General features: G+C 63.1%; 18 protein-coding genes. 12 read left to right on the forward strand and 6 right to left on the reverse strand.

The window, feature by feature from the left end; genetic code table 11:
- The first annotated feature begins 5 nt into the window (after positions 1–5).
- Positions 6–635 carry a response regulator gene (locus AAIL66_RS16485; protein WP_003066795.1) on the forward strand — a complete coding sequence of 210 codons (630 nt, stop codon included), beginning with the start codon at positions 6–8 and terminating at the stop codon, positions 633–635.
- Between the two features lie 69 nt (positions 636–704).
- Here AAIL66_RS16485 and AAIL66_RS16490 read toward each other — a convergent pair whose 3' ends face one another.
- Positions 705–1,364, reverse strand: a complete 660-nt coding sequence (locus AAIL66_RS16490; RefSeq protein ID WP_003066797.1) for an OmpA family protein — start codon at positions 1,362–1,364, stop codon at positions 705–707.
- 184 nt (positions 1,365–1,548) lie between these two features.
- Complete coding sequence (locus AAIL66_RS16495; RefSeq protein ID WP_003072234.1) at positions 1,549–1,719, reverse strand: hypothetical protein; 171 nt, start codon at positions 1,717–1,719, stop codon at positions 1,549–1,551.
- Here AAIL66_RS16495 and AAIL66_RS16500 point away from each other — a divergent pair.
- The gene (locus AAIL66_RS16500) at positions 1,718–2,893 is read left to right on the forward strand and encodes an MltA domain-containing protein (protein WP_003066801.1); all 1,176 of its coding nucleotides are present in this window, start codon (positions 1,718–1,720) and stop codon (positions 2,891–2,893) included. The two genes, AAIL66_RS16495 and AAIL66_RS16500, sit on opposite strands and share 2 nt — an antisense overlap.
- Before the next feature lie 94 nt (positions 2,894–2,987).
- On the opposite strand, the gene AAIL66_RS16505 is transcribed toward AAIL66_RS16500, so the two are convergent.
- Together AAIL66_RS16505 and AAIL66_RS16510 are read right to left on the reverse strand one after the other, a co-directional pair.
- Positions 2,988–4,697: an MFS transporter gene (locus tag AAIL66_RS16505; protein ID WP_059440027.1), complete on the reverse strand. Its 1,710-nt coding sequence runs from the start codon at positions 4,695–4,697 to the stop codon at positions 2,988–2,990.
- Between the two features lie 221 nt (positions 4,698–4,918).
- The gene (locus tag AAIL66_RS16510) at positions 4,919–5,401 is read right to left on the reverse strand and encodes an Lrp/AsnC family transcriptional regulator (protein ID WP_003060152.1); all 483 of its coding nucleotides are present in this window, start codon (positions 5,399–5,401) and stop codon (positions 4,919–4,921) included.
- Positions 5,402–5,599: 198 nt separating this feature from the next.
- Between AAIL66_RS16510 and AAIL66_RS16515 the strand changes: the two genes are divergently transcribed.
- The 5 genes from AAIL66_RS16515 to AAIL66_RS16535 all read left to right on the forward strand — a co-directional run bounded on the left by AAIL66_RS16515 (position 5,600) and on the right by AAIL66_RS16535 (position 15,287).
- Entirely contained in the window at positions 5,600–9,178 is a 3,579-nt protein-coding gene (locus tag AAIL66_RS16515) for an indolepyruvate ferredoxin oxidoreductase family protein (RefSeq protein WP_343497246.1), read from the forward strand.
- Positions 9,179–9,543: 365 nt separating this feature from the next.
- Positions 9,544–9,876, forward strand: coding sequence for a preprotein translocase subunit YajC (yajC, locus tag AAIL66_RS16520; protein ID WP_003066810.1), 333 nt, complete (start codon positions 9,544–9,546; stop codon positions 9,874–9,876).
- An 88-nt stretch (positions 9,877–9,964) separates the two neighbouring features.
- Positions 9,965–11,863 (forward strand): protein translocase subunit SecD, encoded by a 1,899-nt coding sequence (gene secD / locus AAIL66_RS16525; RefSeq protein ID WP_034351013.1) that lies wholly within the window; start codon positions 9,965–9,967, stop codon positions 11,861–11,863.
- A gap of 11 nt (positions 11,864–11,874) precedes the next feature.
- Positions 11,875–12,831 carry a protein translocase subunit SecF gene (gene secF, locus AAIL66_RS16530; protein ID WP_003066813.1) on the forward strand — a complete coding sequence of 319 codons (957 nt, stop codon included), beginning with the start codon at positions 11,875–11,877 and terminating at the stop codon, positions 12,829–12,831.
- Between the two features lie 56 nt (positions 12,832–12,887).
- Positions 12,888–15,287 (forward strand): DUF1631 domain-containing protein, encoded by a 2,400-nt coding sequence (locus AAIL66_RS16535; protein ID WP_343497247.1) that lies wholly within the window; start codon positions 12,888–12,890, stop codon positions 15,285–15,287.
- A 60-nt stretch (positions 15,288–15,347) separates the two neighbouring features.
- Here AAIL66_RS16535 and dprA read toward each other — a convergent pair whose 3' ends face one another.
- Both dprA and AAIL66_RS16545 read right to left on the reverse strand, forming a co-directional pair.
- The gene (gene dprA, locus AAIL66_RS16540; protein WP_343497248.1) at positions 15,348–16,541 is read right to left on the reverse strand and encodes a DNA-processing protein DprA; all 1,194 of its coding nucleotides are present in this window, start codon (positions 16,539–16,541) and stop codon (positions 15,348–15,350) included.
- A 13-nt stretch (positions 16,542–16,554) separates the two neighbouring features.
- Positions 16,555–17,742 (reverse strand): LysM domain-containing protein, encoded by a 1,188-nt coding sequence (locus AAIL66_RS16545; RefSeq protein ID WP_343497249.1) that lies wholly within the window; start codon positions 17,740–17,742, stop codon positions 16,555–16,557.
- Positions 17,743–17,945: 203 nt separating this feature from the next.
- On the opposite strand from AAIL66_RS16545, the gene def reads away from it, so the two are divergent.
- The 5 genes from def to AAIL66_RS16570 are packed head-to-tail and all read left to right on the forward strand — an operon-like array spanning position 17,946 to position 21,071.
- Entirely contained in the window at positions 17,946–18,458 is a 513-nt protein-coding gene (gene def / locus AAIL66_RS16550; protein ID WP_003072256.1) for a peptide deformylase, read from the forward strand.
- Positions 18,459–18,469: 11 nt separating this feature from the next.
- Positions 18,470–18,967: a hypothetical protein gene (locus AAIL66_RS16555; protein WP_063662373.1), complete on the forward strand. Its 498-nt coding sequence runs from the start codon at positions 18,470–18,472 to the stop codon at positions 18,965–18,967.
- A 42-nt stretch (positions 18,968–19,009) separates the two neighbouring features.
- Entirely contained in the window at positions 19,010–19,975 is a 966-nt protein-coding gene (gene fmt / locus AAIL66_RS16560; protein WP_034351004.1) for a methionyl-tRNA formyltransferase, read from the forward strand.
- Positions 19,972–20,742, forward strand: a complete 771-nt coding sequence (locus AAIL66_RS16565; protein WP_122974712.1) for an AzlC family ABC transporter permease — start codon at positions 19,972–19,974, stop codon at positions 20,740–20,742. Before fmt ends, AAIL66_RS16565 begins: the two co-directional genes overlap by 4 nt.
- Positions 20,739–21,071 (forward strand): AzlD domain-containing protein, encoded by a 333-nt coding sequence (locus AAIL66_RS16570; protein WP_080747042.1) that lies wholly within the window; start codon positions 20,739–20,741, stop codon positions 21,069–21,071. Before AAIL66_RS16565 ends, AAIL66_RS16570 begins: the two co-directional genes overlap by 4 nt.
- Positions 21,072–21,155 lie beyond the last annotated feature (84 nt).

Consider the following 21,155-nt stretch of genomic DNA (forward strand, 5'->3'; position numbering starts at 1 on the left):
GCTTCATGGAACCTGTAACCGACGCTACCGTCTACGTGGTGGACGACGATGCCGATGTCCGAGAGGCATTGGCATGGCTGCTGCGTTCGCGCAGATTGCTGAGCGAGTGCTATCGCAACGCCGAAGAATTCGAGCAGGCCGTGCTGCAGACCAGCCCCGTGACGCGTCGCCCTTGCTGCCTGCTGCTCGATATGCGCATGACGGGCATGAGCGGGCTGTCGCTGTTCAACCGCATGCTGGAGCGCGGCCAGATCGAGGCCATGCCCGTGATCTTTCTGACCGGCCATGCCGATGTGCCGACGGCCGTGGATACGGTCAAGCGTGGCGCCTTCGATTTCTGCGAGAAGCCGTTTTCCGACAACGCGCTGGTGGACCGGGTGGAGCAGGCGCTGGCGCTGTCCGCCGAGCATCTGGCCGCCTTGCAGGCGCGCGAAGAGGTGCGCAGTCGCTTGGACGAGCTCACCGATCGCGAGAAAGACGTGATGAAGCTGGTCGTCGAGGGCGTGCCGAACAAGCTGATTGCCGATCAGCTCGATATCAGCGTGCGCACCGTGGAAGTGCACCGGGCGCGTGTCTTCGACAAGATGCAGGTCAAGTCGGCCGTCGAGCTGGCCAATCTGCTGCGCAACGCCTGAGCGGAAGCAAGCCTCCCCGAGATGAAAAAAGCCCCGCTTGGCGGGGCTTTTTGCTGGTCTCGCGCTGGTTTATTGAGGCGCACGCTCGCCCACGAAGATTTCCACGCGGCGGTTGCGCGCACGGCCTTCGTTGGTGGCATTGGAGGCCACGGGCTGGTGCGAGCCCATGCCCTGCACCTGGATGCGGGCGCCATTGACGCCACGCGATGTCAGATAGTTGCGGGTGCTCTCGGCGCGCTGCAGCGACAGAGGGTTGTTGATGGCATCGGAGCCTGTGCTGTCGGTGTGACCGATGATGCGCACTTCTGCGTTGGGGTTGTTGCGCAGACCTTCGGCAAAGCGATCGAGGATGGGGGCGAAGTTGCCCTTGATGTCGGCGCGGCCGGTGTCAAAGGAGATGTCGCTGGGGATGTCCAGCTTGAGTTGGTTGTCCGCGGTCTGTGTCACGCCCACGCCTGTGCCCTGGGTCGCGGCTTCCATTTCACGCTTTTGCTTCTCGAGGTTTTGCGACCAGATATAGGAGCCCAGGGCGCCGACACCGGCACCGATCAGTGCACCCTTGCCGGCATGGCCGCCAGCAATGGCGCCGATGGCAGCGCCGCCCAGTGCGCCCACGCCTGCACCGGTGGCAGTACGACGCGTGGTGTCCGACATGCCGCCGGTATTGGCGCAGCCGGTGATCAACAATGCAGAGGCCAGAGCGGCCGTCACAGCCATTTGCTTGCGCATAGAAAACTCCTTAGTTTGATAAACGACCCGGAGGGTCTTGCAAACCAGCTTCGCGTAAAAGCTGCAAGGCCACGAGCGTACTGCCAAGAGAAGGCAAAAAAAGTAGGACGCGGGCCAGCGAGCGGTTTCTGATGCAAAAGATTGTCACATGCAGCCCGCGCTGCAGTGGCTGCAGCGCCATGGGCTAAGCTCGATTAGAGCGATCTTGTTCGGGGTCTGCAAGCACTTCTTTGTGCGGCGCAGGCTCGACCGGGGCCGGCAACTCACCCTTTTTTCGACCTGAGAACATGGTCCACCACACAATAGCGACCAAAATGGCCAATGCCAGCAGTGCTTCAAGCAAAATCAGACCCATGAATTTCCATCTCCTGCGCCGTGCTTCACTGGCGCTGATTGTAGGAACCCTGGTGGCATGCACCACCACCAAGCAGCAAAACGACCCGGCATCGGTGCCCGAGATGGCTCCGCATGGCGGGCCGGCTTCCGCAGCCAAGCCGCCGTTCACCGCCAATGTACCGACTAAAAGCCGCTGGGTGGCGGTGGACTGGGGCGAGTTGCCCGGTGTGCCCCAGGATTCCCTGAACGAGGCCTGGAATGCCTGGATCAAGAACTGCGAGCGTCCCAGCACCGTGTTTGCCAATCTGTGCGGCGAGGTGCGAAGGCTGAGCATTGCCTCGGAAGACGAGCAGCGCAGCTGGATGATGAACACGCTGCAGCCCTATCGCATCGAAGCGACCACGGGCAGCCCCGACGGCATGCTGACCGCCTATTACGAGCCTCTGTACGAGGCGCGCCGGGTGCAGGGCAACGGTTTCAACGTGCCCATCTATCAGGTTCCGCAGGGTTTTGGCAAGCGCAAGCCCTGGTTCACGCGCCAGCAGATCGACACCAACTCCGAGGCGCAGGCCGCCCTGGCCGGCCGTGCCATTGCCTGGCTGCGCGACCCGGTGGACATGCTGGTGCTGCATATCCAGGGCTCGGGCCGGCTGATGCTGACCGAGGCCGACGGCCGTCAGCGCATGATCCGCGTGGCCTATGCCGGCACCAACGATCAGCCCTACAAGAGCGTGGGCCGCTGGCTGCTCGACCAGAACCTGGTGCGCGATGCCACCTGGCCCGGCATCAGTGCCTGGATTGCCGCCAATCCCTCGCGTGTCAACGAGATGCTCTGGAGCAATCCGCGCTATGTGTTCTTCCGCGAGGAGGCGCTCAATGACTTCGATGCCCAGTTCGGCCCCAAGGGCGCCCAGGGCGTGGCGCTGACGCCGGGCCGCTCCATTGCCGTGGATCGCAACAGCATCCCCTATGGCACGCCGGTCTGGCTGTCCACGCCCGGCCCTACGGTCTCGCTCAACCGCCTGGTGTTCGCGCAGGATACGGGCAGCGCCATTCTGGGCGCCGTGCGTGCCGACTATTTCATGGGCTGGGGGGCCGAGGCCGGTGATGTGGCGGGCCGCATCAAGCAGCCGCTCAAGCTCTGGGCCTTCTGGCCCAAGGCCTTGGCCGGATCGGCACCGCATCTGCGCTGATGCTAAAAACAGGAGCTGCCAGCGCTTGTCAGTCAATGAATTTCGATGAATAACTATCTGAAATCATTGAACTGAAAGCGCTGTAAGCTCTCTTTTAAAGAGCGTCGGTGAAGTAGCGCTGCACCACGGGCGGCTCCTTGCCCTTGTGAAAGCTCAGCTTGCGGTCGCGCAGCGCCACATCGGCGGTCGTCACGCGCTCGAAGCGGCGCAGATGCTCGGTCCAGGATTCGTCGGTGATCTGCTCCACGAAGCGTTCTGGCTGGCTCATGCTGTGCAGCAGGCTCCAGGACAGCGCGCCCTGGCGCAGGCGGCTGCGCCGGCTCAGCTGCATCAGGTCGCGGAAGGCGCCGGCCCTGGCCGGGTCGATCAGGTACTCGATGGTCACCACCACGCGGCCGGCTTCGGGCGGCAGCGCTGCCGTCGGCGGCGTGAAGGCGCGCGAAGGGCTGAGGTCTTCCTCGATGTCGCGGTCCGGGTTCAGGCGCTGCACGATCAGCAGTGCCGTCAGCCCGCTGACGGCGGCCACGGCCATGCTGATCTGCACCGAGCCCAGGCTGGCGATCTTGCCCCAGATGGCGGCGCCAATGGCCGTGCTGCCCATGATGGACATCTGGTAGATGGACATGCCGCGTGCCCGCACCCAGTTGGGCAGGGCCATCTGCGCGGCCACGCCCAGCGTATTGGCCGTGGCCAGCAGGGCCATGCCCGAGAGCATCATGCCCGGCACGGCCACGGCGATATGGGGGGCGAAGGCCACGGTCAGCGTGGCCAGGCTTTGCGCGGCCACGCCGGCCAGTACCGTGCGCTCGCCCGACAGCATCTGGCGTATGCGCGGCAGCAGCATGGCGCCCAGGATGGCGCCCGCGCCCATGGAGGCCAGCAGCAGCGTGAAGGTGCCGGCACTGCCGCTGCTGGCCGTGCCGTGGTCCAGGCGCTGGGCCGTCAGCGGCAGCAGGGCCATGATGGCGGCGGCCTGCAGAAAGTAGCAGACGGTGCGCAGCAGCACGGCATGCATGCGCGGCGACTCCTGGATGAACTGCAGGCCCACGCGCATGGCCGAGCCCAGGCGCTCGCGACCCAGCGGGTTGGCGGGCTGCTGGCGCTTCCAGCGCAGCAGCACAAAGCCCGAGACGATGGACAGCACGGCGTTGAGCACAAACACCCAGGCGCTGCCCAGGCTGGCAATGAGGGCACCCGCCACCAGCGGGCCGATGATGCGCGAGGCATTCATGGCCACGCCGTTGAGCGCCATCGCAAAAGGCAGGTGGTGCTTGGGCACCAGCTCCGGGATCAGCGCGGAGAACACCGGCCAGCGCATGGCCAGGCCGATGCCGTTGGCAAACACCAGGGCCAGCAGCAGATAGGGCGTCAGCTGGCCCGAGAGCACGGCCAGGCACAGCAACAGGGCCACGGCAGCCACCCAGAACTGGGTGACGATGAAGTAGCGGCGTCGGTCCAGGATATCGGCCAGCGCCCCGCTGGGAAGGGCCAGCAGCATGACCGGCAGGGTGGAGGCCGACTGCACCAGCGCCACCAGCACGGGCGAGGTGGTCAGCGATGTCATCAGCCAGGCAGCCGCCACATCGTTCATCCACATGCAGATATTGGCCGTCATCCAGATCATCCACAGCATGCGGAAGGTGGGCGTGGCCAGCGGCGTCCAGACGCCCGGGGCTGCGGCAGGCGGCGCGCCGCCGTCATTCATGGCCGAGGGATCTTCCAGCAGCTTGCCTGCAGGGACCTGGCCGGATTCTGAAGTTATTGGATTGTGGGAAGCGCGCTCTGCGGAATCATCGTGGGCCATGGGGCATGATTCTGTAGCAGGAAAGTTGATGTGACAAATACGTAGTTACTCAAACCTGCCTGGCTCGGAGCTCGATGCTGCTCATCTCCTGAGTGCTACTGATAAGTGAGCTTGCAGCGCTTTTTGGGCAAGGATTTCAATGTTGATTGAGTCCACATCGCAGATGAATAAAGCGGTACATGCTCCACTTTTGAAGGATGCCGGCCTGGTGCGAACGGCACTCAGGCATGCGTCAGCGTGCTGGGCAGCGGCAGCGCGCTGCTGGACTTGACCTCGCCCAGCGAAAAAATCGTGTGCACGTCTTTGACGTTGGGCAGGCGCAGCAGCACATTGCGCACAAAACCGGAAAAGCTCTCCAGATCCCTGGCCACGACCTGCAGCTCGAAGGTGCCCGCGCCGCTGATGTAGTGGCAGGAGGTGACTTCGGGCAGCAGGCGAATGGCTTCCTCCATGCGCAGCGTGATGTCGGCCGTGTTCTGTGCGGCATCCACGCGCACAAAGGCCAGCACGCCCAGGCCCAGCTTGTGGCGGTCCAGTGTGGCGTGATAGCCGGTGATATAGCCCGACTCCTCCAGCGCGCGCACGCGTCGCCAGCAGGGCGCGGCGGACAGGCCCACGCGCTGGGCCAACTCGGCATTGGTGAGGCGGCCATCCATTTGCAGCTCATTCAGGATGGCCCAGTCGAAGCGATCAAGTTGGTTCATGATTCGCAATTTACAGCAAGATTCTTTCAAAAACTAGGTTAATCCCGGCAATAAAAAGAAAGCTCTATTCGGGGCGTTTTCCTTAAACTTTGCTCAAACAACTCGCGTTCCATGCCTCTGGCGCAGGAATGCCCAAAGCAATATGCTGCTCTGGTAGCCAACAGCTGCCACGGGTGGTCACCCACATGGAGACAAGCCATGAATGCCCCTTTGCCCGATGAAGTCCGTCGCGCCCTGGAGTCTGTGACTCTGGACGACAAATATTCCCTGGCCCGCGGCCGCGCCTTTATGAGCGGCGTGCAGGCCCTGGTCCGCCTGCCCATGCTGCAGCGGCTGCGCGATGCGCAGGCCGGGCTCAATACCGCCGGCTTCATCAGCGGCTATCGTGGCTCGCCTCTGGGCACTTACGACCAGTCCCTGTGGGCGGCCAAAAAGCATATGGAGGCGAATCACATCGTCTTTCAGCCCGGCGTGAACGAAGAGCTGGGCGCCACGGCCGTCTGGGGCACGCAGCAGCTCGATCTCTATCCTGAAACCAAGAAGTTCGACGGCGTCTTCGGCATCTGGTATGGCAAGGGGCCGGGCGTGGACCGCTGCTCCGACGTGTTCAAGCACGCCAATATGGCGGGCACGGCCAAGCATGGCGGCGTGATTGCGATCGCGGGCGACGACCACATCAGCAAGTCCTCCACGGCCGCGCACCAGAGCGACCATATCTTCAAGGCCTGCGGCACGCCGGTGTTCTTCCCCAGCAATGTGCAGGACATCCTCGACATGGGCCTGCATGCCTTTGCCATGAGCCGTTTCTCGGGCCTGTGGTCGGGCATGAAGACGATCCAGGAGGTGGTGGAGTCCTCCTCCTCGGTGCTGGTGGACCCGGATCGCGTCAACATCATCCTGCCCGAAGACTTTCAGATGCCGGACGGCGGCCTGCATATCCGCTGGCCCGATCCGCCGCTGGAGCAGGAAGCGCGGCTGATGAACTACAAGTGGTATGCAGCCCTGGCCTATGTGCGCGCCAACAAGCTCAACCACAATGTGATCGAAGGGCCCAACGACCGCTTCGGCATCATCGCCAGCGGCAAGGCCTATAACGATACGCGCCAGGCCATGGCCGATCTGGGGCTGGACGAGGACACCTGCCGCCAGCTGGGCATCAGGCTGCACAAGGTCAACGTGGTCTGGCCGCTGGAGGCCACCATCACGCGCGATTTCGCGCGCGGCCTGCAGGAGATTCTGGTGGTCGAGGAAAAGCGCCAGGTCATCGAATACCAGATCAAGGAAGAGCTCTACAACTGGCGCGACGACGTGCGCCCCAATGTGGTGGGCAAGTTCAGCGACGAGCATGGCGGCGAATGGTCGCTGCCCAATCCCAGCACCGACTGGCTGCTGCGCCCCACAGCCGATCTGACTCCCGCCATCATTGCGCGCGCCATTGCCCAGCGCCTGAAGAAGCTGGGCGTGCCCGAGCATGTGCAAACGCGCATGCAGCAGCGTCTGGCCGTGCTCGACGCCCGCGAAGCGGCGATCAAGGCGGCCAAGGAGGTTTCGACCGGCGACCGCACGCCCTGGTTCTGCAGCGGCTGCCCGCACAACACCTCGACACGCGTGCCCGAAGGCTCGCGCGCCGTGGCCGGCATCGGCTGCCACTACATGACCACCTGGATGCCCGACCGCCGCACCAGCACCTTCACGCAAATGGGCGGCGAGGGCGTGACCTGGGTGGGGCAGGCGCCTTTCACCAAGGAGGCCCATGTCTTCGCCAACTTGGGCGACGGCACCTACTTCCACAGCGGGCTGCTGGCGATCCGCCAGAGCATTGCGGCCGGCACCAACATCACCTACAAGGTGCTCTACAACGACGCCGTGGCCATGACGGGCGGCCAGCGCGTGGGCGAGCGGCCCGAAGGCCATTCGGTGCTGCAGATCATGAACAGCCTGCTCTCCGAAGGCGTGGGCAAGCTGGTCATCGTCACCGACGAGCCCGAGAAATACGATGGCGTGAAGCTGGGCGAGGGCGTGACCGTCCACCACCGCGACGAGCTGGATGCGATCCAGCGCCAGTTCCGCGAGCTCAAGGGCTGCACGGCCATCATCTACGACCAGACCTGCGCCACCGAAAAGCGCCGCCGCCGCAAACGCGGCGTGCTAAGCACGCCCGACAAGACCGTGGTCATCAACGAACTGGTCTGCGAGGGCTGTGGCGATTGCTCGGTGCAGTCCAACTGCCTGTCGGTCGAGCCCGTGGAGACCGAGTTCGGCCGCAAGCGCCGCATCAACCAGAACAGCTGCAACAAGGACTATTCCTGCGTCAAGGGCTTCTGCCCCAGCTTCGTCACCGTCGAGGGCGGTCAGCTCAAGAAGCCCAAGCAGGAGAAGAAGGGCAGCCTGGAGGCTCTTCCCATTATTCCCGAGCCCGTCCTGCCCGTGGCCGAGCAGGCCTGGGGCATCGTGGTGGCCGGTGTCGGCGGCACGGGCGTGATTACCATCGGTTCGCTGCTGGGCATGGCCGCACACCTGGAAGGCAAGGGCGTGGTCACGCAGGATGCGGCGGGTCTGGCGCAAAAAGGCGGCTCCACCTGGAGCCATATCCAGATCGCCAACCGCTCCGATGCCATCTACACCACCAAGGTGGACATGGCCAAGGCCGATCTGGTCATAGGCTGCGACCCCATCGTGGCGGCCACGCCCACCACCTTGTCCGTGATGCAGCCGGGGCGCACCTATGTGGCGCTCAACAGCCATGCCGCGCCCACGGCCACCTTCGTGGGCAACCCCGACTGGCAGTCGCCTGCCGCACGCTGCGCCACGGCGCTGGCCGAGGCCGTGGGTCATGGCGCCCTGGGCAGCTTCGACGCCGAGAAGGCCTCCACGGCCTTGCTGGGCGACAGCATCTACGCCAACCCCATGATGCTGGGCTACGCCTGGCAAAAAGGCCGGGTGCCGCTCAGCCATGCCTCGCTGATGCGCGCCATGGAGCTCAACGGCGTGCAGGTGGCGCGCAACCAGGAGGCCTTTGAATGGGGCCGCCGCTGCGCCCACGATCTGGAGGCCGTGCGCGCTCTGTATCAGGCATCGCAGGTGATCCAGTTCGTCAAGAAGCCGTCGCTGGAGGAAATGCTGGACAAGCGTGTGGAATTCCTCACGGCCTACCAGAACGCGGCCTATGCCCAGCAGTACCGCGACTTCGTGGCCAAGGTGCGCGCAGCGGAAGAGCCGCTGGCCCAGGGCACGCGCCTGTCCCAGGCCGTGGCGCGCTATCTGTTCAAGCTCATGGCGTACAAGGACGAGTACGAGGTGGCGCGTCTGCACACCGATGCGGCCTTCACCCAGAAGATCAGCGAGATGTTCGAGGGCGACTACAAGCTCGTCCATCACCTGGCGCCCCCCGGTTTTGCCAAGAAGGACGAGCAGGGCCATCTGCTCAAAAAATCCTATGGCCCCTGGATGCGCAAGGCCATAGGCTGGCTGGCCGGCATGAAGGGATTGCGCGGCACGGCGCTCGATCCCTTCGGTCGCACCGAGGAGCGCCGTACCGAGCGCGCCCTGATCGTCGAATACCGCCAGTGCATCGAAACCCTGCTGACGGGTTTGACGACCGACAAGCTGGCGCTGGCCGTGGAGATCGCCTCCATCCCCGAAGACATTCGAGGCTACGGCCACGTGAAGGAGCACCATCTGGCGGCTGCGCGCATCAAGTGGCAGTCCTTGATGACTCGCTGGAATGGCTCGGCTGCAGCTGCTGCGCCAGCAGTCAAGCTGATGGCAGTGAACTAATTGCGCCGAGGCGCATCACAACAAGGCCGGGGCAACCCGGCCTTTGTATTCATGGCCAGAGGCGATGCTGGCAGTGGGCTATCTGAATTTGATAGCTGCCAGCGCCTGTATTGATTGATATTCAAATATAAAACAGTCACAAAGCAAGACAGGTAATTCGCTGATAGCTATGTTTTTTGCAGGCGTTGCTGATGTGGGAAGGGAGGTCCCCATCGCATCAGGGAATGCCTGTGCTGCGCGGCTGCCCATGCCAATCTTGGGTACAAGCCAGCCGAATACAATGTCCCGCTGACCTGGCGAGATCGCGCAAGTGCGCGCCTGCCGGGACCTATTCCTGACAAATTCACTCTTTCGGAGTCTTTTTCGTGTTCATTTCTTCTGCTTTCGCCCAGACCGCTCCTGCCGCCGCTGCTGAAGGCGGCTTCATGGGTTCGCTCACCGGCATGCTGCCTCTGGTGCTGATGTTCGTGGTGCTGTACTTCGTGATGATTCGTCCACAGATGAAGCGCCAGAAGGAACACCGCTCCATGATCGACGCGCTGGCCAAGGGTGATGAAGTGGCTACCGCCGGCGGCATCATCGGCACCGTGACCCGCATGGCCGAGCAATTCATCTACATCGAAGTGGCTTCCGGCGTGGAAGTCCAGATCCAGCGCTCCGCTGTGGTGCAGGTGCTGCCCAAGGGCACGGCCAAGTAAGCCTGTCCGCTGTGGATTTTGAGGGGTACGGCGCTCGACCAGAGTGCGCGTACCCGTTGTGCGTTGCTGTAAAAAAAAGAGCGCGATCATGAACCGATACCCGGTCTGGAAGTACGCGATCATCGTGATCGCGCTGCTGGTGGGGGTGCTCTACACCCTGCCCAATTTCTTTGGTGAAGCGCCTGCCGTGCAGGTGTCCTCGGCCAAGTCCACCGTCAAGGTGGACAACGCGGTGCTGCAAAAGGTGGAATCTGCCTTGAGCGCAGCCAGTGTCAAAGCCACATCGATGTCGCTGGAAGGCACTTCGGTGCGCGCCCGCTTCGATACGCCCGACGAGCAGCTCAAGGCCAAGGACGTCATCCAGAAGGCCCTGATCTCCGACCCCACCGACCCCTCCTACATCGTGGCGCTGAACCTGGTGTCGCGCTCGCCCGACTGGCTGACAGCCATCGGCGCCAAGCCCATGTATCTGGGTCTGGATCTGCGTGGCGGCGTGCACTTCATGCTGCAGGTGGACATGGCGGCGGCCCTGACCAAGAAGGCCGAGAGCTATGCGGGCGATCTGCGCTCTTCGATGCGCGACAAGAATATCCGCCACGGCGGTGTCAGCCGCGACGGCAACAACGTCACCATTCGCGTGCGCGACGAAGCCACGCTGACGGCGGCGCGCAATCTGATCGCGGACCAGTTCCCCGATCTGGCGGCCACTTCCACGCCTGACGGCACGGGCTTCAAGCTGGTGGCCTCGATCAAGCCCGAAGCCCTGCGCAAGGTGCAGGAGCAGGCGCTCAAGCAGAACATCGTCACGCTGCACAACCGTATAAACGAACTCGGCGTGGCCGAGCCCGTGATCCAGCAGCAGGGCCTGGACCGCATCGTGGTGCAACTGCCCGGCGTGCAGGACACCGCCAAGGCCAAGGACATTCTGGGCCGCACCGCCACGCTGGAAGTGCGCATGGTGGACGAGTCCGCCGAAGCGCGTGCTGCCGAGATGGGCTCCGGCCCCGTGCCTTTCGGCTCCGAGAAATACCTGGACCGCAACGGCCAGAGCATCATCGTGCAAAAGCAGGTGACGCTGACCGGCGAGAACCTGACGGATGCACAGCCCGGTTTTGACAGCCAGACCCAGGAGCCCACCGTCAACCTGACGCTGGATGCCAAGGGCGCGCGCATCTTCAAGGACGTGACGCGCGAGAACGTGGGCAAGCGCATGGCCATCATCCTGTTCGAAAAGGGCAAGGGCGAAGTGGTGACGGCTCCCGTGATCCGTGGCGAAATCGGCGGCGGCCGCGTGCAGATCTCGGGTCGCATGACTACGGCTGAAGCCAACGACACTTCGCTGCTGCTGCGCGCCGGCTCGCTGGCCGCGCCCATGGAAATCATCGAGGAATACACCATCGGCCCGAGCCTGGGCGCCGACAACATCAACCGCGGTATTCACTCCGTGGTCTGGGGCATGGTGGCGATTGCGGCCTTTATGTGCATGTACTACATGCTGTTCGGCGTGTTCTCCACGATTGCTCTGTCGGTGAACGTGTTGCTGCTGCTGGCCATTCTGTCCATGCTGCAGGCCACGCTGACCCTGCCCGGCATTGCCGCCATGGCGCTGGCGCTGGGCGTGGCCATCGACTCGAACGTGCTGATCAACGAGCGTATTCGTGAAGAGCTGCGTGCCGGTGCTTCGCCTCAGGCGGCCATCCATGCAGGCTACGAGAACGCCTGGCACACCATTCTGGACTCCAACGTGACCACGCTGATCGCCGGCCTGGCCCTGCTGGCCTTCGGTTCGGGCGTGGTGCGCGGCTTTGCCGTGGTGCACTGCATCGGCATTCTGACCAGCATGTTCTCTGCAGTGTTCTTCTCTCGCGGGCTGGTCAACCTCTGGTATGGCGGCAAGAAGAAGCTCAAGAGCGTCTCCATCGGTCAGGTCTGGAAGCCTGAGGGTGAGGGTCACCGTTCCGTGGCCGGTCGCGGCAGCAACAACTAAGGAGGAAGATCATGGAGTTCTTCCGCATCAAAAAAGACATTCCGTTCATGAAGTACGCGTTGGTCTTCAACGCGATTTCCTTCATCACCTTTGCGCTGGCCGTCTTTTTCCTGTTCTCGCGCGGCCTGCATCTGTCCGTGGAGTTCACGGGCGGTACGGTCATGGAAGTGGCCTACACCCAGCCTGCCGATATCGGCAAGGTGCGTGAAACCGTTTCCAAGCTCGGCTATGCCGATGTGATCGTGCAGAATTTCGGTACATCCAAGGATGTGATGATTCGTCTGCCTGTGCAAAAGGGCGTGACGACTGCTCAGCAAAGTGAGCGGGTGATCACTGCACTGAAGGCCGAGGATGCCGAGGTCACGCTGCGCCGCACCGAGTTTGTCGGCCCGCAGGTGGGCGATGAACTGATGCACAACGGCCTGATGGCGCTGGGCATGGTGGTGCTGGGCATCATCATCTATCTGGCCTTTCGCTTCGAGTGGAAGTTCGGCGTGGCGGCCATCATTGCCAACTTGCACGACGTGATCATCATCCTGGGCTTCTTCGCCTTCTTCCAGTGGGAGTTCTCGCTCTCCGTTCTGGCAGGCGTGCTGGCCGTGCTGGGCTACTCGGTCAATGAGTCCGTGGTGATTTTCGACCGTATCCGCGAAGCCTTCCGCAAGTTCCGCAAGCTCAGCACCCACGAGGTGATCGACCACGCCATCACCTCGACCATGAGCCGGACCATCATCACTCACGCCTCGACCGAAGCCATGGTGCTGTCCATGTTCTTCTTTGGCGGCCCCAGCCTGCATTACTTTGCGCTGGCGCTGACGATCGGTATCTTGTTCGGTATCTATTCTTCGGTGTTCGTGGCGGCTGCCATTGCCATGTGGCTGGGCGTCAAGCGCGAAGATCTGGTCAAGGCTCCCGCCAAGTCCGGGTCGCAAGACCCCAATGATCCCAACGCGGGAGCCGTGGTCTGACGCTTTGACCATTGCGGCGGGTGCATGACTGCTTCTGCCGCCATTACACTTACGGAATGGCTCTCTCGCAGTCTTCCTCCACCGCGCCTGCGGCCCCGCAACAGCTGGGCTGGCAGGCGCGCTTGCGTTGGGTCCATGGCATTTGTCAGGGCCTGCCCAAGGTCGCTCGGCAGCTGGATGAATTCCTCTCCAACCAGAGCAGTGCCGTCTCCACTGCCAAGGAGATGCAGGAGTGGCGCGAGGCCTGGGTCGGCTTTCAGCAGAACAAGGACGCCTGGTTGCAGGCAGGTGTTCAGGCGCTGCAGCAGGCTGCGCGCAAGCCACCCTCTGGTGGAGCCGAGAGCAATGCTTCGGGCTCGGCTCCGCTGACCTTCGAGCTGCTCAGCGACGATGTCGTCGAAAACAGGATTCTGGCCTCCCGCATGGCTCTGGCCATGGGAGAGACGCTGCAGCCCGGCTTCGAGGCCATGCGCCTGCGCATTCAGGCGCTGGAGGGCCATGAGCTGGCTTCTCGGGACATGTTCCGTGCCGAGACCATCTGTCTGCATCTGGTCGAGCAATGGCTTGGCAGCGGCATGGAGCGCAAGCATTTGCTCAGGGCCGTGGAGCCTTTGCAGAATGCGCTGGCACCGCTGATGGAGTCCGAATACAGCATCCTGCACAAGCTGCTCGATGCCAAGGGCGTCAGCAAGGCACAGGATGCGCCGCTGCGCGTGCGACGTACCGAGGGTGGCCCGTCCACCGGTGCCATGCATCTGGGCGCCAGCAGTGGCTATGGCAATGCGTCCGATGCGGGTTGGAGCAACTCTGCCATGCAGTACATGCCGGCCGGTATGGCTGCAGGTCTGGGCGCCGGGCCAGGGATGGCTCCGGGCATTGCCCTGCCGCCAGGCGCCAGCGCCGGCCTGGGCATGCTGGCGCGGGCGCGCCATCGCGCGCTGGATGCCATGAATCAGCTGCGCCAGGTGCTGAGCCAGCCTGCGGTCGGCATTCCAGGACTGATGCCTGGCGCGCCTGTCGTTCCCATGCCTCCTGCGTCTGCCGCTCTGGCGCAGGCGCTGCAGGAGCAGCAACAGCTGATGGCGGCCGAGCTCCAGGCCCAGTATCCGTCTGCGGCCGGTTCGGCCATGGCCATGCCCGCCATGGACTACAGTCCGGCAGCGATCGACCAACTGGTCAATCTGGTGCGCGAACGCTCGGCCGACTGGAAGCAAAAGGCCGAGACCAAGAGCGAGAAGGCGACCATCGAGGTGGTGGCGCTGATGTTCCAGAGCATTCTTTCGGAAGACCGGCTGCCGCCGTCCATTCGCGTCTGGTTCGCGCGCCTGCAGGTCCCCGTGTTGCGCGTGGCCCTGGCCGAGCCGCAGTTCTTCAGCGACCTCAATCACCCGGCGCGCAAGCTGATCGACCGCATGGGCTCCTGCGTCATGGGTTTTGACGCCAGCAGCATCAACGGCAATGCGCTGGAGACCGAGATCCGCCGCGTGGTTCAGGTGATAGAGCAGTACCCTGAAACCGGGCAGAAGGTCTTTGCCCTGGTGCTGCGCGAGTTCGAGGAATTCCTCACCAGGCATTTTGCCCAGAATCGGTCCACGGCCAAGATCACCAGCGTGGCTCAGCAGGTGGAGCAGAAGGAGACGCTGGCCATCCAATACACCATAGAGCTGCGCAATATGCTCACCGACATGCCGGTGCGCGAAGAGGTGCGAGACTTTCTCTTCAAGTCCTGGGCCGATGTGCTGGCCATGGCCACCGTGCGCTATGGCGCCAAGGATGCACGGGCCATGCGCCTCAAGCAGGCGGCCAGCGAGCTGGTCTGGTCGGCCAGCGCCAAGCCCTTGCGTCAGGAGCGCGCGCGTGTCATCCAGGGCTTGCCGACCTTGCTGCAGACCTTGCGTGAAGGACTGGAGCTGGTGAGCGTGACCGGCGATGCACAGTCGGCCGCGATCAAGGTGTTGACCGATACGCTGGCCCAGGCCTTCATGTCCAAGACGGCAGCCATTCCGGCCGAGCGTATCGAGGCCATGGCCAAGCGCCTGGCGGAGCTGGAGAAATACATCAGCGAGGATGGCAAGCTCGACGATATGCCGCTGTCCAGCGAGAGCATAGAGCTGATGCTGGGCGTGGATGCGGGCGATCTGAACGTCATTCCCAACACGGACAGCCCGGTGGAGCCCGCCATGCTGGAGTGGGCCCAGTCGCTGGAAAGCGGTCGCTGGTTCACGCTGGACCACAACGGTGCCCGTGTGCAGGTGCAATATGTCTGGCATAGCCGTCGCAAGCATCTGCATTTGTTCGCCTCGCTGGATGGCCATTGCTATCTGCTGCAGGCGCAACGCATGGCGACCTATCTGCAGGCCGGCTTGCTCGCGGTGCATGACGCCGAAGCCCTGACGGTGCGCGCCACGCGCGATGCACTGCAGAAAATTCAGGCGAATCCGGAAAGGCTGGCCTGACCCACAGGCGCCGCATCCTACTGGTGTCTCTTTGCGCAGGGGCGTGAGTTCCGGGGCGTTTCAGCCTTGTGTAAGTCGCTGGTAGAGGCCGCCAGGCAGGCGCGCGACCAGGCCGTCGAGCTCCAGTTCCATCAGCTGCGCCTGCAAATGGGCAGCATCCCAGCCCGTGCGATCGCTCAAGGACTCCAGTGTCATGGGGTCATGGCCCAGCGCCTGCAGCAACGGGTTATCCGGTGTCGGTGCTTTGTTTTTGACAGCTTCCTGCGCTGGTTCGGCTCTGGTCGGCGCGAGCTTCAGACCTTGAAGCTCTTCGAGCACGTTGTCAGCGGTTTCCACCAGCTTGGCACCCTGGCGTATCAGCGCATGGCAGCCCTTGGCCTGCGGCGCGTGGATGGAGCCGGGGATGGCAAAGACTTCACGCCCCTGCTCGTTGGCCAGGCGGGCCGTGATCAGCGAGCCAGACTGCAGGGCGGCTTCCACCACCAGGGTGCCTTGCGACAGGCCGGAGATGATGCGGTTGCGCTGAGGGAAATGCCGGGGCAGGGGCTCGCTGACCAGCGGGTATTCGCTGATGACCAGCCCGTTGCGCGCAATTTGCTGTGCCAGCTTGGCGTGCGCACGCGGATAGACCTGATCGAGTCCGGTGCCGACGACGGCAATCGTGCAGGGGGTAGGGCCTGAGCGGGCCTGAAGTGCTCCCTCATGGGCAGCTGCATCTATGCCGCGTGCCAGGCCTGAGACTATGCACAGCCCTTGCTCGGCCAGTGCCTGCGCCATGCTGCGCGCATTGATGACGCCCTGGGCGGATGGATTGCGGCTGCCCACCATTGCCAGGGTGGCGGGGTAGGGAAACCAGGGCCGGGCAGATGCCAGCAGTGCCGCTGGACCTTGGACAAACAGCAGCAGGGGCGGATCTTCGGTCTGCAGCAGGCAGTCCGGATACTGAGAGTTGCCCAGATGGATCACGGTGTGCAAGGTACCCGGTGCGGGCGAGGCCAGCCATCGAGCCAGGGTGCTGCAATGTTTTTCCCAGTCTGTCGGGAGCTCTGTCAGAGCCTTGATCTGAGCCTGAGTGGCGCATTCAGCCCATGTTGACAGCGGCAGCCGCCAGACCGCGTCTGCACTGCCGGCTTTGGCCAGCAGGCGGCGTGCCGTGGTGCGTCCAAGACCCGGCGTCAGCAGCAGGCGCAGCCAGGCCAGAGTTTCGGCATCGGGAAGGGCATGGTGCGCATCTTGTGAAGGGGACGACACCATGCTCATGCTCCATTCAGGGCAGGGGTGACTGCAGGCCATCGCCCACATTCACTCCACGCTGGGCCGTGGTGATGAGCGCGTAGGAAACCCGGTCAAACACCTTGAAGACCATGGCATAGCCATTGGCCTCATCGGGCAGCTTCACCCGGTCACGATTGGGGCTGGTCTTGTCCACGATGACATTGCCCTTGCTGACGAGTTCCAGCACTGCGCCGATGTCCATGCCGTCCTGGGCTCCCTTGTTGATGGCAATGACCTGATTCTGAGCTGCGTTATAGCCCACCGAGTCGCCATAGATGGAGACCACGGCGGCATCCACCGCATGGCGCGGGGCATGGGGCACATAGCTCAGATACTGCTGCTCGGGCGAGGGCAGCAGGCGGTCACCTGCGCGGATTTCATTCTTGGAGCGGATGATGTCCACAGTTCCAGGCGTGGTCTGTACAGGCTGGCCTGGCGCGGATTCAAGCAATGTTTCACTACGTGCCACGGTGGCACTGCCCAGGTACTTGGCTTCGTAGCCAAGGATTTCCCCGGTGATGGGGTCCTTGAGCGGCGTGGCATCGCGGAAGATGCGATAGCTCGCGGGCCGGCCCTTGCCGGCGGTGACCAGCGCGCCACCGGAGTTGCGTACATAGGCGCGATCGCCAATGGCCATGAGCACGCGCTTGTCCTGGGTGGCGATGATGCGCGGGGCTTGTGTAAGTGCCTGGCTGTCCACCACCAGCGGCTCGGCCAGGAAGGGCTCGATCAGATGCGGCGGCAGCGTGGGCAGAGCCAGGTCGTTCAGTGACGATTCACGCGTTTGCGGCGACAGACGAACTACCCCGGAATCGCCGTTGGGGGCAGTGGTCGATAGACGGGCATAACCGTTGCTGCGCACCAGATACAGCACCTGGCCGGGGTAGATCTGATGAGGGTTGGCGATGCTGGAGAGGTTCATGCCCCAGAGTTCGGGCCAGCGCCAGGGCTGGCGCAGATACATGCCCGAGATGCCCCAGAGCGTGTCGCCGCGCTTGACGGTGTATTGCGCGGGAGCGTTGGGCGCCAGTTCGTTCTCGGGGATGCCTTGCTGAGCGACTTGCTGTGCGGTGGAGCGCTGGGTGGCGGTCACAGGATAGCTTTGGGCGTGGACCGAAGTCAGGGCTGCAAGCAATGTGGCTCCAATGCTCAAGGCGCGTGCAGTGGCAAATGCGGTCATGAAGTTCCTTCTGGCGGGATTCGTTTGCTGCAGCGTCCCTCGCGTCGCCGCACTGTGGCCGATCTTGGCATAGCCAGCCAACAAGTCTTACAAATGTGTCGAAATTCTCGATGCAAGGCCTCGATAGATCAATGTTTATTGAGGACGTGCCAAGCGTTTGGCAGCAAATGTTGGGACAATAACGACAGATTTACCGAGACACCATGGCCATTCTTCCCATCCTCTGCTACCCCGATCCCCGTCTTCACAAGGTCGCCAAGCCCGTGGCGCAGGTGGATGAGCGCATCCAGACTCTGGTGAAAGACATGCTCGAGACCATGTATGACGCTCAGGGCATCGGCTTGGCCGCGACACAGATCGATGTGCATGAGCGCGTCATCGTGATCGACGTGTCCGAGAAGCGCAACGAGCCCATGGCCTTGATCAACCCCGAGATTCTCTGGGCCAGCGAGGAAAAGCAGCTGGGCGAGGAAGGCTGCCTGTCCGTGCCCGGCATCTACGACGGCGTGGAGCGCTCCATTGCCGTCAAGGTCAAGGCCCTGGATGAAAACGGCAACAGCCGTGAGATCGACGCCGAAGGCATGCTGGCCATCTGCATCCAGCACGAGATGGATCACCTGCTGGGCAAGGTGTTTGTCGAATACCTCTCGCCGCTGAAGCGCAATCGCATCAAGACCAAGCTGGTCAAAGCCCAGAAGCAGGCCCTGAGGGCCTGATCGGAGTGTCCATGTCCCTGCCTCGCCTGCAAACGCTGTTGACTGCAAGTCTGCTGGCAGCGGGACTGGCGGGTTGCATGGTGCCCCAGTGGCAAAAGCCCGGCATGCCTCAGGCCGAGGTGGAAAAAGGCATGGGCAAGCCCACTTTGGTCGTGCCTCTGCCCGACGGCGGCCAGCGCCTGCTCTATAGCCAGCAGCCGGCCGGTCAGCAGGTCTATCACATGGATTTCGATGCCCAGCGCAAGCTGGTGCATGTGGAGCAGGTACTGGATACGGCGCACTTTTTCGCGTTGCGCAATGGTGTGGATACCCGTGATGATGTCTACCGCATGTTCGGCCCGCCCGCCATAGTCGAGAGGGTCTACAGCTTCAAAGGTGACATCTGGACCTACCGTTTTCTGGACAATACCTTTGCTCGGCGTGCCCATGTGCACATAGACCAGCAAGGTGTGGTGCAGAAGGTCATGTTTACCGATGAAAGCATGTACCTCAGAGAGCCGCATCGTTGAACATCTGGCAGCCGGCGGCTGCCTTTTTAATTTGTGAGTCCCATGAAAGTCATTTTTGCCGGCACGCCCGAATTTGCGCGCGTGGCCCTGGAGAGTCTGCTGGCTGCAGGTTTTGAAGTTCCGCTGGTGCTGACCCAACCGGACCGTCCGGCCGGGCGTGGCATGAAGCTCCAGGCTTCTCCCGTCAAGCAGTGCGCTTTGGAGCATGGCATTGCCGTGGCTCAGCCGCTGAGTCTGCGTCTGGACGGCAAATATCCCGAAGATGCCGCTGCCGCCAAGGCCGCGATCGATGCCGCTCAGGCCGATGTGATGGTGGTGGCGGCCTATGGCCTGATCCTGCCGCAGTGGGTGCTCGATACGCCTCGCCTGGGCTGCCTGAACATCCACGCCAGCCTGCTGCCGCGCTGGCGCGGTGCAGCGCCGATTCATCGCGCCATCGAGGCCGGTGACGCCGAAACCGGCGTCACCATCATGCAGATGGATGCAGGCCTGGATACCGGCGATATGTGTGTGATCGAGCGTCTGCCGATAGCCGCAGACGACACCACGGCCAGTCTGCAGGACAAGCTGGCCGCGTTGGGCGGCCGCCTGATCGTGGAAGCGCTGGAAATGGCGGCCTGCGGAGGTCTCAGTCGCACGCCACAGCCTGCCGATGGAGTGAGCTATGCACACAAGATCGAGAAGGCCGAGAGCCTGATCGACTGGAGCGAAAGCGCCGAAGTCATTGCGCGCCGCCTGCGTGCCTTCAACCCCTTCCCCGGTGGCGCCACCAGCCTGGGCGGCGAGGCCATCAAGGTCTGGGAAGCAGAGGCCCAGCAAGGCAGCGGCGCGCCCGGCTCCGTGCTGTCGGCCGACGCCCGCGGCGTGCGCGTGGCCTGTGGCAGTGGCGTGCTCAACATGACGCTGTTGCAGCGTGCCGGTGGCAAGCGTCTGGCCGCAGGCGATTTTCTGCGTGGTTTCGAGCTGCCCGCAGGCGCGCAACTGGGCGAGGGTGCTGGCGAGGTATGACGGATATGGCGTTCACGCTGGGTCAGCGTGCGAAATCGATAATCAGGGATCCGTTCTTCTGGGTCGGCTCCAAGGAGATGGGCGGCACCGCCCTGGGCATCGCCGCCTGGGGTCTGGTGACCGGCGTGGCCATGGTCAAGAGCGGTCTGTCCGTTCCTCTGGCACTGCTCATGGGTTTGACTGTCTATGCGGGCAGTGCCCAGCTGGCCGTGCTGCCGCTGATGGCCGTGGGGGCTCCGCTGTGGGTGGTCTGGTTCACCGCCATCTGCGTGAACCTGCGTTTTGTGATCCTGTCCAGCATGTGGCGCAGCTATTTCGCCAAGCTGAGTCTGCGTCACCGTTTGGCGGTCGCCTATTTCAGCGGCGATGTGATTTTCGTGAATTTCATGCGTCGCTACCCAGAGGCCAGGCCGCAGCCCGAGCAACTGCCCTATTTCTGGGGCGCAGCACTGACCAACTGGCTGGCCTGGCAGATCCCGTCCACGCTGGGCATTTTCCTGGCCGACCAGATTCCTCTGTCCTGGGGACTGGGCTTTGCCGGCGTGCTGGCGTTGTTGGGTGTGTTGCTGTCCATGCTCAAGGACCGAGCAACCTGGGTGGCCTCCATCGTGGCCTGTACGGCAGCTGTGGCGGCTTTTGCGCTGCCGCTCAAGCTCAATATCCTGGTGGCGATCGCAGCTGCGGTGGCTGCAGGCCTGACGGCCGAGCAACTGCAAAAGCAGGCCAGCCGGCTGCCTGCGGTGAAGAATGAGGAGGACCGGTCATGATGAGCAGTTTCTGGGTCATCGTTGCCTGCATCGGTCTGGCCCTCATCACGCTGATCACGCGTGCTTTCTTCATGATCCCCGAGCGTGAACTGCCGCTGCCCGACTGGCTCAAGCGCGGGCTCAAATACGCGCCGCTGGCGGCCCTGGCGGCGGTGATTGCGCCCGAGATCGTGATGAGCAATGGTCAGCTGATCAACACTCTGGCTGATGCTCGACTGCCTGCGCTGGCCGCTTCGGTGGTGTATTTTTTTTACAAGCGCAGCATTCTTGGCACCATTGCTCTGGGCATGGCGATTTATCTGCCTCTGCATATCGGTCTGGGCTGGTAGCTCCAAGACCAGAGAAAACAGGAGCTGCGTGCTCCTGTTTTCATATGGGCTGTCTATAAAAAGGCTTGAAACCAAGTTACAGAG

Origin of the sequence: Comamonas sp. F1-6 (assembly GCF_039581415.1) — a bacterium.
Classification (GTDB): Bacteria; Pseudomonadota; Gammaproteobacteria; order Burkholderiales; family Burkholderiaceae_C; genus Comamonas; species Comamonas thiooxydans.

Coding starts and splice junctions, on each gene's coding strand:
- AAIL66_RS16485 (WP_003066795.1), top strand. CDS start 6: ATGGAACCTGTAACCGACGCTACCGTCTACGTGGTGGACGACGATGCC.
- AAIL66_RS16490 (WP_003066797.1), bottom strand. CDS start 1,364: ATGCGCAAGCAAATGGCTGTGACGGCCGCTCTGGCCTCTGCATTGTTG.
- AAIL66_RS16500 (WP_003066801.1), top strand. CDS start 1,718: ATGAATTTCCATCTCCTGCGCCGTGCTTCACTGGCGCTGATTGTAGGA.
- AAIL66_RS16495 (WP_003072234.1), bottom strand. CDS start 1,719: ATGGGTCTGATTTTGCTTGAAGCACTGCTGGCATTGGCCATTTTGGTC.
- AAIL66_RS16505 (WP_059440027.1), bottom strand. CDS start 4,697: ATGGCCCACGATGATTCCGCAGAGCGCGCTTCCCACAATCCAATAACT.
- AAIL66_RS16510 (WP_003060152.1), bottom strand. CDS start 5,401: ATGAACCAACTTGATCGCTTCGACTGGGCCATCCTGAATGAGCTGCAA.
- AAIL66_RS16515 (WP_343497246.1), top strand. CDS start 5,600: ATGAATGCCCCTTTGCCCGATGAAGTCCGTCGCGCCCTGGAGTCTGTG.
- secD (WP_034351013.1), top strand. CDS start 9,965: ATGAACCGATACCCGGTCTGGAAGTACGCGATCATCGTGATCGCGCTG.
- secF (WP_003066813.1), top strand. CDS start 11,875: ATGGAGTTCTTCCGCATCAAAAAAGACATTCCGTTCATGAAGTACGCG.
- AAIL66_RS16535 (WP_343497247.1), top strand. CDS start 12,888: ATGGCTCTCTCGCAGTCTTCCTCCACCGCGCCTGCGGCCCCGCAACAG.
- dprA (WP_343497248.1), bottom strand. CDS start 16,541: ATGGTGTCGTCCCCTTCACAAGATGCGCACCATGCCCTTCCCGATGCC.
- AAIL66_RS16545 (WP_343497249.1), bottom strand. CDS start 17,742: ATGACCGCATTTGCCACTGCACGCGCCTTGAGCATTGGAGCCACATTG.
- def (WP_003072256.1), top strand. CDS start 17,946: ATGGCCATTCTTCCCATCCTCTGCTACCCCGATCCCCGTCTTCACAAG.
- AAIL66_RS16555 (WP_063662373.1), top strand. CDS start 18,470: ATGTCCCTGCCTCGCCTGCAAACGCTGTTGACTGCAAGTCTGCTGGCA.
- fmt (WP_034351004.1), top strand. CDS start 19,010: ATGAAAGTCATTTTTGCCGGCACGCCCGAATTTGCGCGCGTGGCCCTG.
- AAIL66_RS16565 (WP_122974712.1), top strand. CDS start 19,972: ATGACGGATATGGCGTTCACGCTGGGTCAGCGTGCGAAATCGATAATC.
- AAIL66_RS16570 (WP_080747042.1), top strand. CDS start 20,739: ATGATGAGCAGTTTCTGGGTCATCGTTGCCTGCATCGGTCTGGCCCTC.